The sequence below is a fragment of the Methylorubrum sp. GM97 genome (assembly GCF_024347855.1).
Classification (GTDB): domain Bacteria; phylum Pseudomonadota; class Alphaproteobacteria; order Rhizobiales; family Beijerinckiaceae; genus Methylobacterium; species Methylobacterium extorquens.
Map to the genome: position 1 here is coordinate 5,110,972 of NZ_AP025942.1, position 15,452 is coordinate 5,126,423.

10 protein-coding genes and 1 pseudogene are annotated in these 15,452 nt (G+C 69.6%); 8 read left to right on the top strand and 3 right to left on the bottom strand.

Annotation, left to right across the window (positions count from 1 at the left end; translation table 11 throughout):
* Nucleotides 1-183: 183 nt before the first annotated feature.
* From MSPGM_RS23710 to MSPGM_RS23730, 5 genes and pseudogenes are all read left to right on the top strand, one after another.
* On the top strand, nucleotides 184-921 hold the full coding sequence (locus MSPGM_RS23710) for an ImuA family protein (RefSeq protein WP_015857575.1): 738 nt from the start codon (nucleotides 184-186) through the stop codon (nucleotides 919-921).
* Nucleotides 836-2,338: a DUF6504 family protein gene (locus MSPGM_RS23715; RefSeq protein ID WP_015857576.1), complete on the top strand. Its 1,503-nt coding sequence runs from the start codon at nucleotides 836-838 to the stop codon at nucleotides 2,336-2,338. Before MSPGM_RS23710 ends, MSPGM_RS23715 begins: the two co-directional genes overlap by 86 nt.
* Before the next feature lie 106 nt (nucleotides 2,339-2,444).
* Nucleotides 2,445-5,647 (top strand): annotated as a pseudogene (locus MSPGM_RS23720) (error-prone DNA polymerase).
* A 154-nt stretch (nucleotides 5,648-5,801) separates the two neighbouring features.
* Entirely contained in the window at nucleotides 5,802-6,014 is a 213-nt protein-coding gene (locus MSPGM_RS23725) for a DUF4287 domain-containing protein (RefSeq protein ID WP_003603305.1), read from the top strand.
* Between the two features lie 225 nt (nucleotides 6,015-6,239).
* Nucleotides 6,240-7,265 (top strand): patatin-like phospholipase family protein, encoded by a 1,026-nt coding sequence (locus MSPGM_RS23730; protein WP_003603303.1) that lies wholly within the window; start codon nucleotides 6,240-6,242, stop codon nucleotides 7,263-7,265.
* A gap of 163 nt (nucleotides 7,266-7,428) precedes the next feature.
* Here MSPGM_RS23730 and MSPGM_RS23735 read toward each other — a convergent pair whose 3' ends face one another.
* Both MSPGM_RS23735 and MSPGM_RS23740 read right to left on the bottom strand, forming a co-directional pair.
* Nucleotides 7,429-8,199 (bottom strand): potassium channel family protein, encoded by a 771-nt coding sequence (locus MSPGM_RS23735; protein ID WP_003603302.1) that lies wholly within the window; start codon nucleotides 8,197-8,199, stop codon nucleotides 7,429-7,431.
* 27 nt (nucleotides 8,200-8,226) lie between these two features.
* Complete coding sequence (locus MSPGM_RS23740; RefSeq protein WP_015857578.1) at nucleotides 8,227-8,367, bottom strand: hypothetical protein; 141 nt, start codon at nucleotides 8,365-8,367, stop codon at nucleotides 8,227-8,229.
* A 342-nt stretch (nucleotides 8,368-8,709) separates the two neighbouring features.
* Here MSPGM_RS23740 and MSPGM_RS23745 point away from each other — a divergent pair, with 342 nt between their 5' ends.
* The 3 genes from MSPGM_RS23745 (at nucleotide 8,710) to fdhF (ending at nucleotide 13,825) form a co-directional block, all read left to right on the top strand.
* A complete protein-coding gene (locus MSPGM_RS23745) occupies nucleotides 8,710-9,021 on the top strand; it encodes a hypothetical protein (RefSeq protein WP_012255643.1) in 312 nt (103 codons plus the stop codon).
* Nucleotides 9,022-9,084: 63 nt separating this feature from the next.
* The gene (locus MSPGM_RS23750; RefSeq protein ID WP_003603295.1) at nucleotides 9,085-10,803 is read left to right on the top strand and encodes an NAD(P)H-dependent oxidoreductase subunit E; all 1,719 of its coding nucleotides are present in this window, start codon (nucleotides 9,085-9,087) and stop codon (nucleotides 10,801-10,803) included.
* A gap of 52 nt (nucleotides 10,804-10,855) precedes the next feature.
* Entirely contained in the window at nucleotides 10,856-13,825 is a 2,970-nt protein-coding gene (gene fdhF, locus MSPGM_RS23755) for a formate dehydrogenase subunit alpha (RefSeq protein ID WP_003603294.1), read from the top strand.
* Between the two features lie 271 nt (nucleotides 13,826-14,096).
* On the opposite strand, the gene MSPGM_RS23760 is transcribed toward fdhF, so the two are convergent.
* On the bottom strand, nucleotides 14,097-15,449 hold the full coding sequence (locus MSPGM_RS23760; RefSeq protein WP_015857580.1) for a polysaccharide biosynthesis C-terminal domain-containing protein: 1,353 nt from the start codon (nucleotides 15,447-15,449) through the stop codon (nucleotides 14,097-14,099).
* Nucleotides 15,450-15,452 lie beyond the last annotated feature (3 nt).

Sequence of the window (15,452 nt, forward strand, 5' to 3'; positions counted from 1 at the left end):
TGCGTCGCCGACTCCATCAATCCGGGGTCAAGGGTTTGGTCGGAATAAAATCCGCATTTTCAACAGGGATGGCAACGCGAGGGCGGTTGACGGGTTACAGCTCAGGTGCGTTCACTGTTTGTTCTGAGCGACACCCTCCCGAGCCCCTGAACCCGCACCCATGCCCCTCCCCGATCTCCCGACGTGCCGACGCTGGATGCGCTTCGCCGCCTGACGGACCGCACCGGGGCCGGCAGCGAACCGGCGGATTCGCGCGCCCTCCCCTTCGGGGTGACGGGGCTCGACGCGGCTCTGCCCGGTGGCGGGCTGGCCCTCGGGGCGCTCCACCAGATCCATGAGGGCGGCCCGCGCGGGCGCTACGCCGCTAGCGCCGTGCTGTTTGCCGGCGGCATCCTCGCCCGGCTCGACGGGCCGGTGCTGTGGTGCCTGCACAGCCGCGATCTGTTCGCTCCCGCGCTCGCCCGGGTCGGGCTGCATCCCGACCGGGTGGTCTATTGCGAGACGTGGCGGGATGCCGAGGTGCTGCCCGCCATGGAGGAGGGCCTGCGCCATCGGGGGCTGGCCGGCGTCGTCGGCGAATTGACCCGCATGACGCTCACCCCCTCCCGCCGGCTCCAGCTCGCGGCGGAGGGCTCGGGCGTCACCGCGCTCGTCGTCCACCGCCTCTGCGCGGGGGAGGCCGTCGAGCCGGAGCCCAGCGCCGCGCGAACCCGCTGGCGGGTGGCGCCCGCCCCTTCGGAAGGAACGAACCGTCGAATGGGCCGGCCGCGCTGGCGGCTCGACTTGCAGCGCTGCCGCGGTGGGGCGCCGGGGGCTTGGATCGTGGAGGCTTGCGATGCGCAGGGTCGTCTCGCTGTACCTGCCGTCCTGGCCGACCGACCGGCTGCGCCGGAGCGGGTCCAGCACCGCGCCGCCGGATGAGCCCCTTGCCACCGTGGCGCAGGACGGTGCCCGGCGCCTTCTGGCCGGCGTGGACGCCGCCGCCCGCCGCCTCGGCCTGCGGCCGGGGATGAGCGCGGCCCATGCCGGGGCGCTGGTGCCGGGCCTGCACCTCGTCCCCGCCGATCCCGAGGCGGATGCGGCGGCCCTGGCGCGGCTCGGCCTGTGGTGCCAGCGCTACGCGCCGATCGTCGCCCTCGACCCGCCCGATGGGCTGGTGATCGACATCACCGGCGCCGCCCATCTCCATGGCGGCGAGGCGCCCCTGCTCGCCGATCTCTCCGCCCGCCTGGAGCGGACGGGCATCACGGCGCGGCTCGCGCTCGCCGACACGCCGGGCTGCGCCTGGGGGCTGGCCCGCTTCGGCGAAGGGGGCATCGTGCCGCCGGGCGACGCGGCGCCGGTGCTGGCCCCCCTCCCGGTGGCGGCGTTGCGGCTCGGCGCCGAGGCCGTGCGGGCGCTGCAGGATGTCGGCCTCGCCCGCATCGGCCAACTCAGCGACAAGCCGCGGGCGGCCTTGCGGCTGCGCTTCGGCGCCGAAATCCTGTTCCGGCTCGACCGGGCGCTTGGGCACGCGCCGGAGCCGCTGACGGCGCTCGCCGCCCCCGAGACCCCGCGCGTGGCCCTGCGCTTCGCCGAGCCGGTCGGCGCCCGCGAGAGCCTGGAACGGGTCGTCGCCGACCTCTGCGCCCGGCTCGTGCCGGAACTGGAGCGGCGCGGCCTCGGGGCGCGCCGGCTCGACCTCGTCTTCGTCCGCGTCGATCGCCTCGATCAGGCGATCCGAATCGGCACGGCGGGGCCGAGCCGCGACGCCACCCACCTCGCCCGGTTGCTCACTGAGCGCCTCTCTCTGATCGATCCCGGCTTCGGCATCGAGGAAGCGGTGCTCTCCGCCTCGCGGGTCGAGCCCCTGGCCGAGCGCCAGAATTCCCATCTCGCCGCCGGCCCGCAGGCGCCGGATCTCGCCGCCCTGGTCGATACCCTGCTGGTGCGCCTCGGCGCCGCCCGCGTCTACCGGCTGGCACCCGTGGAGAGCGACCTGCCCGAGCGGGCGGTGCGCCGCGTGTCGGCTCTGGCCGCCCCCCTCGGCGCGCTCTGGCCCACGGACCTGCCGCGCCCGGCTCGCCTTCTGGCGCCGCCGGAGCCGGTCATGGCGATGGCCGAGATCCCCGATGCGCCGCCGCTGTTCTTCGTCTGGCGCAACACCCGCCACCTGATCGCACGGGCCGACGGGCCGGAGCGGATCCTCGGCGAATGGTGGGTGGCGGACGCGGAATCCGAACTCACCCGCGACTATTATCGGGTGGAGACGGAGGCGGGCGAGCGCTTCTGGCTGTTCCGCGACGGCCCGATGCAGGCGAACGGGCGCTGGTGGCTGCACGGGCTCGGCGAGGCGTGACACCGACCCGCGATGATCCATTGCGGGTCGCCACCGCGACTGCGGGGCGGCGGGCGTCCGCCGGACGCATCGCGTCTGACCTTGGTCGGAAGCGATGCAACTCAGCATGAGCACGCCGGAGCTTCAGGTCACAACGCATTTCTCTTTCCTGCGCGGCGCCTCGAGCCCGGAGGAGCTTTTTTCCGCAGCGAGCTTGCTCGGCATCCCGGCGCTTGGCGTCACCGATCACGGCTCGCTGGCCGGAATGGTCCGCGCGCATCAGGCGGCGAAGGTCACGGGCGTGCGCCTCGTCGTCGGCTGCCGGCTCGACCTCGACGATCTGTCTTCGCCGCTGCTCGTCTACCCCACCGACCGGGCCGCCTACGGCCGGCTCTGCCGCCTGCTCAGCCTGGGCAAGGCCAGGGGCGGCAAGGGCCGCTGCCGCCTGACATGGCGCGATCTCGAAGAGTGGCAGGAGGGGTTTTTTGCAATTTTGCTCGCCGAGCAGCCGGGACCGGCGCTTCCGAACGACCTCGCCCGCTTCAAGGGCTTGTTCGGCGCCCGCGCGTCCTGCGCGCTGACGCGCCGCTTCCGGCCCGACGACGCCGACCGGCTCGACGCTTTGGCCGCCGCCGCCCGCGCCGCGCGAGTGCCCACCGTCGCCACCGGCGACATCCTCTACCATGTCGCGGGCCGGCGCCGCCTACAGGACGTGGTGACCTGCATCCGGCTCGGGCTCACCATCGACCGGGCCGGGTTTGCCAAGGAGCGCCACGCCGACCGCTTCCTCAAACCCCCGGCCGAGACCGCGCGCCTGTTCGCGCGCTTCCCCGAGGCGCTGGCGCGGGCGGGCGAGGTCGCGGCGGCCTGCCGCTTCTCGCTGGACGACCTCGCCTACACCTATCCGACGGAAAGCCGCGAGGACGGGCTCTCGCCGCAGGAACGCCTGGACGTCCTGACCTGGGCCGGCGCGGCACGGCGCTATCCAGCCGGCGTGCCGGAGGCGGTGACGCGCCAATTGCACCACGAACTCGACCTGATCGGGCGGCTGGCCTACGCCCCCTACTTCCTCACGGTCGAGTCGATCGTCGCCTTCGCCAATCGCGAAAAGATCCTGTGCCAGGGGCGCGGCTCGGCGGCCAATTCCGCGGTTTGCTTCTGTCTCGGCATCACCTCGATCGATCCGACGCGGCAGAACCTGCTGTTCGAGCGCTTCGTCTCGGAGGCGCGCCGCGAGCCGCCCGACATCGACGTCGATTTCGAGCACGAGCGCCGCGAGGAGGTGATCCAGTGGATCTTTCAGACCTACGGCCGCCACCGCTCCGCGCTCACCGCCATCGTCAGCCGCTTCCGCTCGCGGGGCGCCTTGCGCGAGGTCGGCAAGGTGATGGGCCTGCCCGAGGACGTGACCGGCGCGCTCAACCGCATGACCTGGTCCTGGAGCAGTGAGGGCGTCGGCGAGCGCGAATTGCGCGAACTCAACCTCAACCCCGACGACCGGCGCCTGCGCCTGACGCTGGCGATCGCCCGCGAGCTGATCGGCACGCCGCGCCACCTCTCCCAGCATCCCGGCGGCTTCGTGCTGACCCTCGACCGGCTCGACGAGTTGGTACCGGTCGAGCCGGCGGCGATGGCCGACCGTCAGGTCATCGAGTGGGACAAGGACGACATCGACGCCCTCAAGTTCATGAAGGTCGATGTGCTCGGGCTCGGCATGCTCGGCTGCCTGCGCCGCGCCTTCGATTTGCTGGCCGAGGTCAAGAACGATCCGCACGACCTCGCCTCGATCCCCTCAAAAGATGAGCCGACCTTCGCGATGATCCGGCGCGCCGACACCCTCGGCGTCTTCCAGATCGAGAGCCGCGCGCAGATGGCGATGCTGCCGCGGATGAAGCCGAAAGAGTTCTACGACCTCGTCATTGAGGTCGCGATCGTGCGCCCTGGTCCGATCCAGGGCGACATGGTCCACCCCTATCTGCGCCGCCGCGAGGGCCTCGAAGAGGTGACCTACCCGACGCCCGAGTTGAAGGCGGTGCTGGAGAAGACGCTCGGCGTGCCGCTGTTCCAGGAGCAGGCGATGCAGGTGGCGATGGTCGGCGCCGGCTTCTCGGCGACGGAGGCCGACGAGCTGCGCCGCTCCATGGCGACCTTCAAGTTCACGGGCGGCGTCCACCGCTTCCAGAACCGCCTCGTCGAGGGCATGGTCGCCAACGGCTATGCCCGCGATTTTGCCGAGCGCACCTTCAAGCAGCTCGAGGGCTTCGGGTCCTACGGCTTCCCCGAGAGCCACGCCGCCTCCTTCGCGCTCCTGGCCTATGCCTCCTCGTGGATGAAGTGCCACCATCCCGACGTCTTCTGCGCCGCGCTGCTGAACGCGCAGCCGATGGGCTTCTACGCCCCCGCCCAGATCGTGCGCGACGCCCGCGCCCACGGCGTCGAGGTCCGCCCGCTCGACGTGAATTTCTCGCAGTGGGACTGCACCCTGGAATCGCTTGGCTCGGGCCGCAAACTGTTCGCGGTGCGCCTGGGGCTACGCCTCGCGAGCGGCTTGGCCGAACGGGATGGGCAGCGCCTCGTGGCGGCACGCGGCGGGCGCCCCTTCGCCTCCCTGCCCGAACTGGCGGACCGGGCCGGCATCCCGGCAGCCAGCCTGACCTGCCTCGTGCGGGCCGACGCGTTCCGCTCGCTCGGCCTCAACCGGCGCGAGGCCGCCTGGGCGGTCAAGGCCCTGCGGCCCGATCCCCTCCCCCTCTTCGCCGCCCTGTCCGCACCGATACAGGCCGAGCCGGCGCAGACGGCGGAGCCCGCCGTATCGCTGCCGGCGATGAGCGCGGGCGGAGAGGTCGTCGCCGATTACTGCGCCAACGGCCTTAGCCTGCGCGCCCACCCCCTCGCCTTCCTGCGCGAGACCCTCACCACTCTGGGGGCCCGGCCCTGCGCAGCGCTGGAGCGGGTGGGCAACGGGGGGCGATCGTCGTCGCCGGGATCGTACTGATGCGCCAGCGGCCGGGCTCGGCCAAGGGCACGATGTTCATGACCCTGGAGGACGAGACCGGCATCGCCAACCTGATCGTCCGGCCCGAGCTGTTCGACCGGCAGCGCCGGGTCGTGCTCGGCGCCCGGCTGATGGCCTGCCGCGGGCGGGTGCAGCGGGTCGGCGACGTGATCCACCTCGTGGCCGTGGAGCTGTTCGATCGCTCCGGCCTGCTGCGGCGGATCGGCGAGGAGCCGATTGCCCTGCGCACCGGCCGCGGCGACGAGACCGGCCAGAGCGTCCGACCCGATCCGCGTGAGGCCGCGCTGCCGGTGCGGGCACGGAATTTCCGGTAGGCTCGAAGCGCGATTGGCCGATCCTGCTAGGAGCCTCCTTTGGACCTGGACGGGCGTTGACGCGCAATCCGTATCACTCTGTAGATAGCTCTGTGGTGCGGGCCGTCTGTGACCGAACCGCACTCAGTCCGCATCGCCCGGAGCCCGTCTCGACGTGTCTGCTGAACCGATCAAGGGCCCGGCCTCATACTTTCCCTCCATCGAGAAGACGTACGGGCGTCCCATCGGCGAGTGGCAGGAGATCGTGCGGAAGAGGCTGCCGGCCAAGCACATGGACTTGGTCGCGATGCTGAAAGCCGACCACGGAATGGGTCACGGACACGCCAACGCGATCGTGGCCCACGTCCTCGCGGCGGAACGGAAGTGACCCCTCTTCGGTCGCTGTCCGCCCTCAACACGCCTGCGCGCATTCAGGCCGGCTGGACTTTCATCCGAGGCGCCGTTCCTCGCCAACCGCGACGGCTTACCGGTCGCTGATCGAACAGGATGGCCGGCCGCCGGGTTAGTCCGAGCGCGAGGGAGGCCACGATGATCCTGCGAACGGGCGCGGTCTGGCTCGGTCCACCGCGAAGAAAAAAGGTCCGTTCCGTCGATGCAGACAGTCCCCCAACCGCGCGACACCGCCATCGTGTTCGGCGGCGGCAACGCGCTCGGTGCCTATCACGCGGGCGCCTTCGAGGTTCTGCAGGCCCGCGGCATCCGGCCGGACCGATTGGTGGGCGCCTCCATGGGGGCCGTCACCGGGGCGATCATCGCCGGCAACGCGCCGGAGGACCGGATCGAGCGGCTTCACCGGTTCTGGAACGAGGCGACCCTGCATACCGGCCTCACCGGAACCGATTTCCTGAAGCCGCGGCAGTACTATAATGCCCTCCACTCGCTCCTGACGCTGGCCTGGGGGCGGCCCAGCATCTTCACGCACCGCTATCCCGGCCTGTGGTCGGCCCTGCCCTGGGTGCCCAACGACGTCGCCCTGTTCGATCATAGGCCTCTGCGCGCCACGCTCGAGCGTCTCGTCGATTTCGAGCGCCTGAACCGGGCCGAGATCCGGCTCACCATCGCCTGCATCGACGTGGCGACCGGCGAGGAGGTGTTCTTCGACAACACCCGCCAGACGATCCAGCCCGAGCACATCCTGGCCAGCGCCGCCCTGCTGCCGGCCTTCCCGCCGGTCGAGATCGACGGGCGGATGCTGTGCGATGCCGGCTACACCAACAACCTCCCCCTCGATCCGCTGTTCGAGCCCGAGCCGACCCGCGACATGCTCTGCATCGCCCTCGACCTGTTCTCGCTGCGGGCCGATCGGCCGCGCTCGCTCGACGCGGTGCTGGAACGGGCTAACGATCTCATCTTCGCCAGCGCCGCCCGGCGCGCGGTGACGGGACTGGCGCGCAGCTACGCCCTGCGCGAGCGGCTCGATCCGGACGGTCCCGCCGCGATGCTCTTGCACATCGTCCATCAGGCCGGCGCGGACCAGCTTGCCTCGAAAAGCTTCGACTTCTCCCCCTCCTCGATCCGCGACCGCTGGGAGGCGGGTGCCCGCGATATGGAGCGGGGCCTCGCCCGCCTGGCCGAGCTGCCGACTTCCGGCGGGCGCTTCCACTACGAGTGCCCGTGAGGGCCGGGTGCCGACAAGCCATTGCCCCGAACGGTAAAATCTGATTTTCGAAATGATTCTTCCGGCTTGCAACGCGTCGGCTTAACCGTGCGCGGGGCCGCTGCCGGCCCCTTGCGGATCACCCATCATCCCGCATTCCGAGCGTTTGCAGGCGGCCTGGAGCTCAGTCGTCCCCCTCGTCGGGGATCTTCATCAGGTTGCCGCAGGCCTTGCAGTGCACGGCGTCGGGCTCGTGGCGTTGCAGCCCGCAGGCGTCGCAAGGGAAGCGCACTTTGTAGGGACGGAACACCACCTGAGCGAGACGGAAGAACAGCGTTACGCCGCAGATCATCACGAAGACCGAGAGCAGCCGCCCGGTGGGTCCCGGTAAGGTGATATCGCCGTAGCCCGTGGTCGTCAGCGATGTCACCGTGAAGTACAGCGCATCGATCGGCGTCTGGATGGCCGGGTTGGTGTTGTGCTGCGTCGCGTAGACAATACCCGTCATCGTGAAGACGAACACCACTAGGTTGGTGGCCGCCAGAATGACATCTTCGTTGCGGCGGAACAGCTTGCTGTCCTTCCGCAGTCGCTCCAACAGATGGTAGGTGCGCAGCAGGCGCAGCGTGCGCAGAATGCGCAGGAACCCGATGCCCTCGACCACCACCGGGGCGAGGAACGAGGCGATCGCGATCACGTCGGTCCAGGTGCTCAGGTGCAGGAACTCGCGCGCGGGGGCGCGGCTGATGCTGAGGCGGGCGGCAAAATCGAGCAGCACGCATACGCCCAGCACCAGGTCGCAGGCGATGATCCAGGGCATCAGCGGCAGGAACGAGGTGACCATGACGAAGGCGATCGTCGCCACGTCGAACACGAGCAGGGCGTAGCGGAAGCGGTGCGCCCGTCTGGTCTCGCCCTCGTACAGATCGTGTATCGTCGCGGTCAGAGTTGCCATGGATCGCCGGCCTGAAGGGAACTGAGCCTATGAGCTCTGTGTCGGCAGGTATCCGGCCACGAAGCCTTTTGCGTCGCCTGTCGGCCGGGACAACTCCAGCAGGGTGATCGCCGCGAGCAGCGGCACGCCCGAGGCAGCCAGAACCCGTTCCGACAGGCGGGTTTCCATGGCGCCTGAACGGCGCTTGGGCAACTGACGACGCATGGTGGTCCCAGCTCTGTTGCCAGAGACATCGGCGAGCGGGGGAGGTGCAGCGGCGAGGTCGGATCGTCAGGCTGGGCTTGCGGCAGAGGTCTCGCCGTTGTCGTCAACCCCTGTCTTGCCGCCTGGATGTGATGGGACTGGGCCTTGAGGCAGCGTGAAACGCTGGTGGGGTATGCTCCACATGCAGTTTAATATAATGACAATCTGACGTAATCCCTGCATTATATCGCCTGATTTCAGACCGGGCCCCCTACAACTCAGGCGAGCGAATATGCAAAGCCTCTCCTATTCCACCCCTGTGCAGGCATGATCATGGATGTCAGCCGCCTCGCGGCCGCCGTTACGGATGCTTATGCCGCGCAAGCTAAGCCGCCGCTTACGCAGGAATTGATCGCCCAGGTTCGAGATGTCCTGGTGAAGGCTTTCGAAGCCGAAGGCGGCGGATCGTCGGGCGCCGATCGTCTGGAACGACTGAACGCCGCGCTCGACGCGTTCGAGACGGAACTCGACGCCGTCGTCGGTCCCCGTATCGCTTCGCTGGACGAGGCATCGGGAGCGGTCGCCATGCGGACGCGCTCCGAGGCGGGACAACCGCTGCGCGCCTTCGGCGGCCAGTAACCGCCCCACTCCCCGGCACTTTTCCGTCCCTCCGTCCCCATTAGTTGGAACACAGGTCGCGTCATGAGTGAGGCAAGTGGGACTGTCCGGAGCTTCGCGCATCCGGGCCGTGGCCGTAACGTCGCCCGCGCCGTGCCGAAGGGGCGTCAGGTCGATCCCCACGCCAAGGTCGAGATCGAGGAGCTGCTCGGCACCCGCCCGCGCCAGCGCGACCTGCTGATCGAGCACCTGCACCTGATCCAAGACACCTACGGCCAGATCAGCGCCGATCATCTCGCGGCGCTGGCCGACGAGATGAGCCTCGCCTTCGCCGAGGTGTTCGAGACCGCGACCTTCTACGCGCATTTCGATGTGGTGAAGGAGGGCGAGGCCGACATCCCGCGCCTGACGATCCGGGTTTGCGACAGCATCACCTGCGCCATGTTCGGCGCCGACGAGCTGCTGGAGACGCTGCAGCGCGAGCTGGCCTCGGATGCGGTCCGCGTCGTGCGCGCGCCCTGTGTCGGCCTGTGCGACCACGCCCCGGCGGTCGAGGTCGGGCACAACTTCCTGCACCGGGCCGACCTCGCCTCCGTGCGCGCCGCGGTCGAGGCCGAGGACACCCACGCCCACATCCCCACTTACGTCGATTACGACGCCTACCGGGCCGGCGGCGGCTACGCGACCCTGGAGCGGCTGCGCAGCGGCGAACTGCCGGTCGATGACGTGCTGAAGGTGCTCGACGACGGCGGCCTGCGCGGCCTCGGCGGCGCCGGCTTTCCCACCGGCCGCAAGTGGCGCTCCGTGCGCGGCGAGCCCGGACCCCGGCTGATGGCGGTCAACGGCGACGAGGGCGAGCCCGGCACCTTCAAGGATCAGCTCTACCTCAACACCGATCCGCACCGCTTTCTGGAAGGCATGCTGATCGGCGCCCACGTCGTCGAGGCCGCCGACGTCTACATCTACCTGCGCGACGAGTACCCGATCTCCCGCGAGATCCTGGCCCGCGAGATCGCGAAGCTCCCCGAGGGCGGCACCCGCATCCACCTGCGCCGTGGGGCCGGCGCCTATATCTGCGGCGAGGAATCCTCGCTGATCGAGTCGCTGGAGGGCAAGCGCGGCCTGCCGCGGCACAAGCCGCCCTTCCCCTTCCAGGTCGGCCTGTTCAACCGGCCGACGCTGATCAACAACATCGAGACGCTGTTCTGGGTGCGCGACCTGATCGAGCGCGGCGCCGAATGGTGGAAGAGCCACGGGCGCAACGGCCGCGTCGGCCTGCGCTCGTACTCGGTTTCGGGCCGGGTCAAGGAGCCGGGCGTCAAGCTCGCGCCCGCCGGCCTGACCATCCAGGAACTCATCGACGAGTATTGCGGCGGCATCTCTGACGGCCACAGCTTCGCGGCCTACCTGCCGGGCGGAGCCTCGGGCGGCATCCTGCCGGCCTCGATGAACGACATCCCGCTCGATTTCGGCACGCTGGAAAAATACGGCTGCTTCATCGGCTCGGCCGCGGTCGTGATCCTGTCCGATCAGGACGATGTGCGCGGTGCCGCGTTGAACCTGATGAAGTTCTTCGAGGACGAGTCCTGCGGGCAGTGCACGCCCTGCCGCTCGGGCACGCAGAAGGCCCGCATGCTGATGGAGAACGGCGTGTGGGACACCGATCTCCTCGGCGAGCTGGCGCAATGCATGCGCGACGCCTCGATCTGCGGTCTCGGTCAGGCGGCCTCGAACCCCGTCAGCACCGTGATCAAGTACTTCCCTGATCTCTTCCCGGAGCCGCGGGCCGTGGCGGCCGAGTGACGCCCAGCCCGACGATGTCTCCTCACCCGATGCCAGAGCCTGGAGCGGACGCATGAGCAACGGCCCCGAACCGCACGGCAACAAGATCGAACAGCCCGAGATCCGCGCCGACGAACGTCAGGATGCCGGCGGGCCGGCAAATGGCGCACCATCGACCTCCGGCGGCGCCTACTCGCAGGGCGCCAAGTCGGGTGGCCAGGCCGCGCCGGATCCGTCCGGCTCCTACGGCATCAAGGACGCCCCGGTCGCGCCCGCGACCATCGCCTTCGAGTTCGACGGCCAACAGGTCGAGGCCCAGCCCGGCGAGACGATCTGGGCGGTCGCCAAGCGCCTTGGCACGCATATCCCGCATCTCTGCCACAAGCCCGATCCCGGCTACCGCCCGGACGGCAATTGCCGCGCCTGCATGGTCGAGATCGAGGGCGAGCGCGTGCTCGCCGCCTCGTGCAAGCGCACGCCCGCCATCGGCATGAAGGTGAAGTCGGCCACCGAGCGCGCCACCAAGGCCCGCGCCATGGTGCTCGAACTGCTCGTGGCCGATCAGCCCGAGCGCGCGACCTCGCATGACCCGTCGTCGCATTTCTGGGTGCAGGCCGACGTCCTCGATGTGACCGAGAGCCGCTTCCCGGCGGCCGAGCGCTGGACCAGCGACGTCAGCCACCCGGCGATGAGCGTCAATCTCGACGCCTGCATCCAGTGCAATCTCTGTGTCCGCGCCTGCCGCGAGGTTCAGGTCAACGACGTGATCGGCATGGCCTACCGCGCCGCGGGCTCCAAGGTCGTGTTTGACTTCGACGATCCGATGGGTGGCTCCACCTGCGTGGCCTGCGGCGAGTGCGTCCAAGCCTGCCCGACCGGGGCGCTGATGCCGGCCGCCTATCTCGACGCAAACCAGACCCGGACGGTCTATCCCGACCGCGAGGTGAAGTCGCTCTGCCCCTATTGCGGCGTCGGCTGCCAAGTCTCCTACAAGGTCAAGGACGAGCGCATCGTCTACGCCGAGGGCGTGAACGGACCGGCCAACCAGAACCGGCTCTGCGTGAAGGGCCGCTTCGGCTTCGACTACGTCCACCACCCCCACCGCCTGACGGTGCCGCTGATCCGCTTGGAGAACGTGCCCAAGGACGCCAACGATCAGGTCGATCCGGCGAACCCCTGGACGCATTTCCGCGAGGCGACCTGGGAAGAGGCGCTCGACCGCGCGGCGGGCGGCCTGAAGGCGATCCGTGACACCAACGGGCGCAAGGCGCTGGCGGGCTTCGGCTCGGCCAAGGGTTCGAACGAGGAGGCCTACCTCTTCCAGAAGCTCGTCCGCCTCGGCTTCGGCACCAACAACGTCGATCACTGCACGCGCCTGTGCCACGCCTCGTCGGTGGCGGCGCTGATGGAGGGCCTGAATTCCGGCGCCGTCACCGCTCCCTTCTCGGCAGCGCTCGACGCCGAGGTCATCGTCGTCATCGGCGCCAACCCGACCGTGAACCATCCGGTCGCGGCGACCTTCCTCAAGAACGCGGTGAAGCAGCGCGGCGCCAAGCTGATCATCATGGACCCGCGGCGCCAGACGCTCTCGCGCCACGCCTATCGGCACCTCGCCTTCCGCCCCGGCTCGGACGTGGCGATGCTCAACGCGATGCTCAACGTGATCGTCACGGAGGGCCTCTACGACGAGCAGTACATCGCCGGCTACACCGAGAACTTCGAGGCTCTGCGCGAGAAGATCGTCGACTTCACGCCGGAGAAGATGGCCTCGGTCTGCGGCATCGACGCCGAGACCCTGCGCGAGGTCGCCCGGCTCTACGCCCGGGCCAAGTCGTCGCTCATCTTCTGGGGCATGGGCGTCAGCCAGCACGTGCACGGCACCGACAACTCGCGCTGCCTGATCGCGCTCGCCCTCATCACCGGCCAGATCGGCCGGCCCGGCACCGGCCTGCACCCGTTGCGCGGCCAGAACAACGTCCAGGGCGCGTCCGATGCCGGCCTGATCCCGATGGTCTACCCGGACTATCAGTCGGTCGAGAAGGACGCGGTGCGTGAGCTGTTCGAGGAGTTCTGGGGGCAGTCCCTCGATCCTCAGAAGGGCCTCACCGTGGTCGAGATCATGCGCGCGATCCACGCGGGCGAGATCCGGGGCATGTTCGTCGAGGGCGAGAACCCGGCGATGTCCGACCCCGACCTCAACCATGCCCGCCACGCGCTGGCGATGCTCGACCATCTCGTGGTGCAGGACCTGTTCCTGACGGAGACGGCCTTCCACGCCGACGTGGTGCTGCCGGCCTCGGCCTTTGCCGAGAAAGCCGGGACCTTCACCAACACCGACCGGCGCGTGCAGATCGCCCAGCCCGTCGTCGCCCCTCCGGGCGATGCGCGCCAGGATTGGTGGATCATCCAGGAACTGGCCCGACGCCTCGACCTCGACTGGAACTACGGCGGCCCGGCCGACATCTTCGCCGAGATGGCGCAGGTGATGCCGTCCTTGAACAACATCACCTGGGAGCGGCTGGAGCGCGAGGGGGCGGTGACCTATCCGGTCGATGCCCCGGACCAGCCCGGCAACGAGATCATCTTCTATGCCGGCTTCCCGACCGAGAGCGGTCGCGCCAAGATCGTGCCCGCGGCGATCGTGCCGCCGGACGAGGTGCCGGACGACGAGTTCCCGATGGTGCTCTCGACCGGCCGCGTGCTCGAACACTGGCACACGGGCTCGATGACCCGGCGCGCGGGCGTGCTCGACGCGCTGGAGCCGGAGGCGGTGGCCTTCATGGCACCCAAGGAGCTCTACCGGCTCGGTCTCCGGCCCGGCGGGTCGATGCGGTTGGAAACACGGCGCGGCGCCGTCGTGTTGAAGGTGCGCTCCGACCGGGACGTGCCGATCGGCATGATCTTCATGCCCTTCTGCTACGCGGAAGCCGCCGCCAACCTTCTGACCAACCCCGCCCTCGACCCCCTCGGAAAGATTCCCGAGTTCAAATTCTGCGCAGCCCGCGTCGTCCCCGCGGAGGCTGCGCCGATGGCCGCCGAGTAAAGCGTGTGACGGGCGGCGCGTTCAGGCGCGCCGCCCGGTCTGCCGTGCTTCCCGCACGCCAACGAAGAACCAGGTCGCGCGATCGATCGCGTGCAAACCCCGTCGCTTGAGCCCGTCGAGCTGGATTGCCCAAAGGCAGGCATTCCAGCGGTCTACGTTGTGTCGAAGGCCGACCATCCGGCTGCGGCCGTCGCGTGAATCCGGCTCCCCGCTTCAAACCGTGCTTCGCACCGTCAAGCCGGCTGCGTTTCGCCCCGATCTCTAGCGGTGTTCAGGTCTGCGCCGACTTGGCCGGCCTGAGCGAGCGCCGCCACCGGCCCGGCATCGGCCAGGCCGAGACCGGGCGTGATTGCCGCCGTGCTGCGAGCACGAGGTAGATGAGGGAGGCGAGGTGCCCCGCCCCCACCGCCGCCGCGGCGCCGCTGACGCCGCCGGCCTGCATCAGCGGGACCACCACGGCGAGCGACACGACCATGCTCACGCAGAGCGAGGCAAACAGCACCCGGGTGTTCTGCTTGGCGCGGAAGTAGTTCGCGGTGAGGTCGCGGGCCAGCACGATCACGACGCTGACCGAGAGGATGTGCAGGCAGTTGGCATAGGCCGCATATTCCGCCCCGAAGATCAGGCGCAGCCACATCGCGCCCGGAATGGCGAGGACCGCGAGGATCGCGATGATCGGCACCCCGAGCTTGATGCCCGTGCGCATGAGGTAGCGGCGCAGGGCCGCCTCTCCGCCCTCGGAATGCGCGCGCGCGGCGGCCACCGGCAGGACGTTCTCCGTGGCGGCGAGCAGCAGCAGCACGGTCCCGACGAGGTACTGCGCCGCCCGCAGGCCGCCGAGTTCCTCGAGGCCCAGCGTCGCGCCCGCCACCAGCCAGATGAGCTGCTCCTGGACGAAGGTGACGAAGACGATCGGCAGGAGCCAGCGCGCGAGCGGGATGTGGCGCCGAAAGACCGCGCCGGTCTGCACGCAGCCGGGCCGGCGCAGGATCGGCCGGCCGAACGCGACGATGAAGGGCAGGCAGGTCGCAAACGAGGTCGCGGCGAGCAGCCAGACGAAGCCGTTGCTGCCGATGACGTCGTGCTCAAGCCAGATCACCAGGGCGATGAAGGGGAAGCTCGCGGCGCGGGCGAAATCCATGAGCAGGGCCTGCACGCCCCGACCTTTCGCAAACAGGAGGCGGCGCAGGGTGAACTGGAGGTTCTGCGCCAGCATCAGGGCGCAGGCCGCCACAAGCGTCTCGCCCGACATCCCGCCGATGAGGAGGGCGATCACCACGAAGACTGCGCCGGGCACGCAGAGCAGGAAGGCGCCCGTAAGGATGGTTGCGGCATAGGCCTTCGAGACGCCGCTGCGGGCACCGACCAGCGTCATCATCGGCGCGGTGATGAGGGCGTTGTGCAGGGCCTGCGCGAAGGTGAGCACGATCAGAATCATCGCGAAATGCCCGAACTCGGCGATGCCGAGCAGACGGGCGGCGACGATGCCGCTGAGGAAGCCGAAGCCGCTGACGACGCCCTGGTCGGCCAGGGCGGCGAGCGCGGCCGGCGGGCGCCGGACGAGGCCGGCGGCGCGCCGGAGCAGGCCTGCCGGCGGGACGGGCGCGGTGTGGGCTTCAGGCATCGC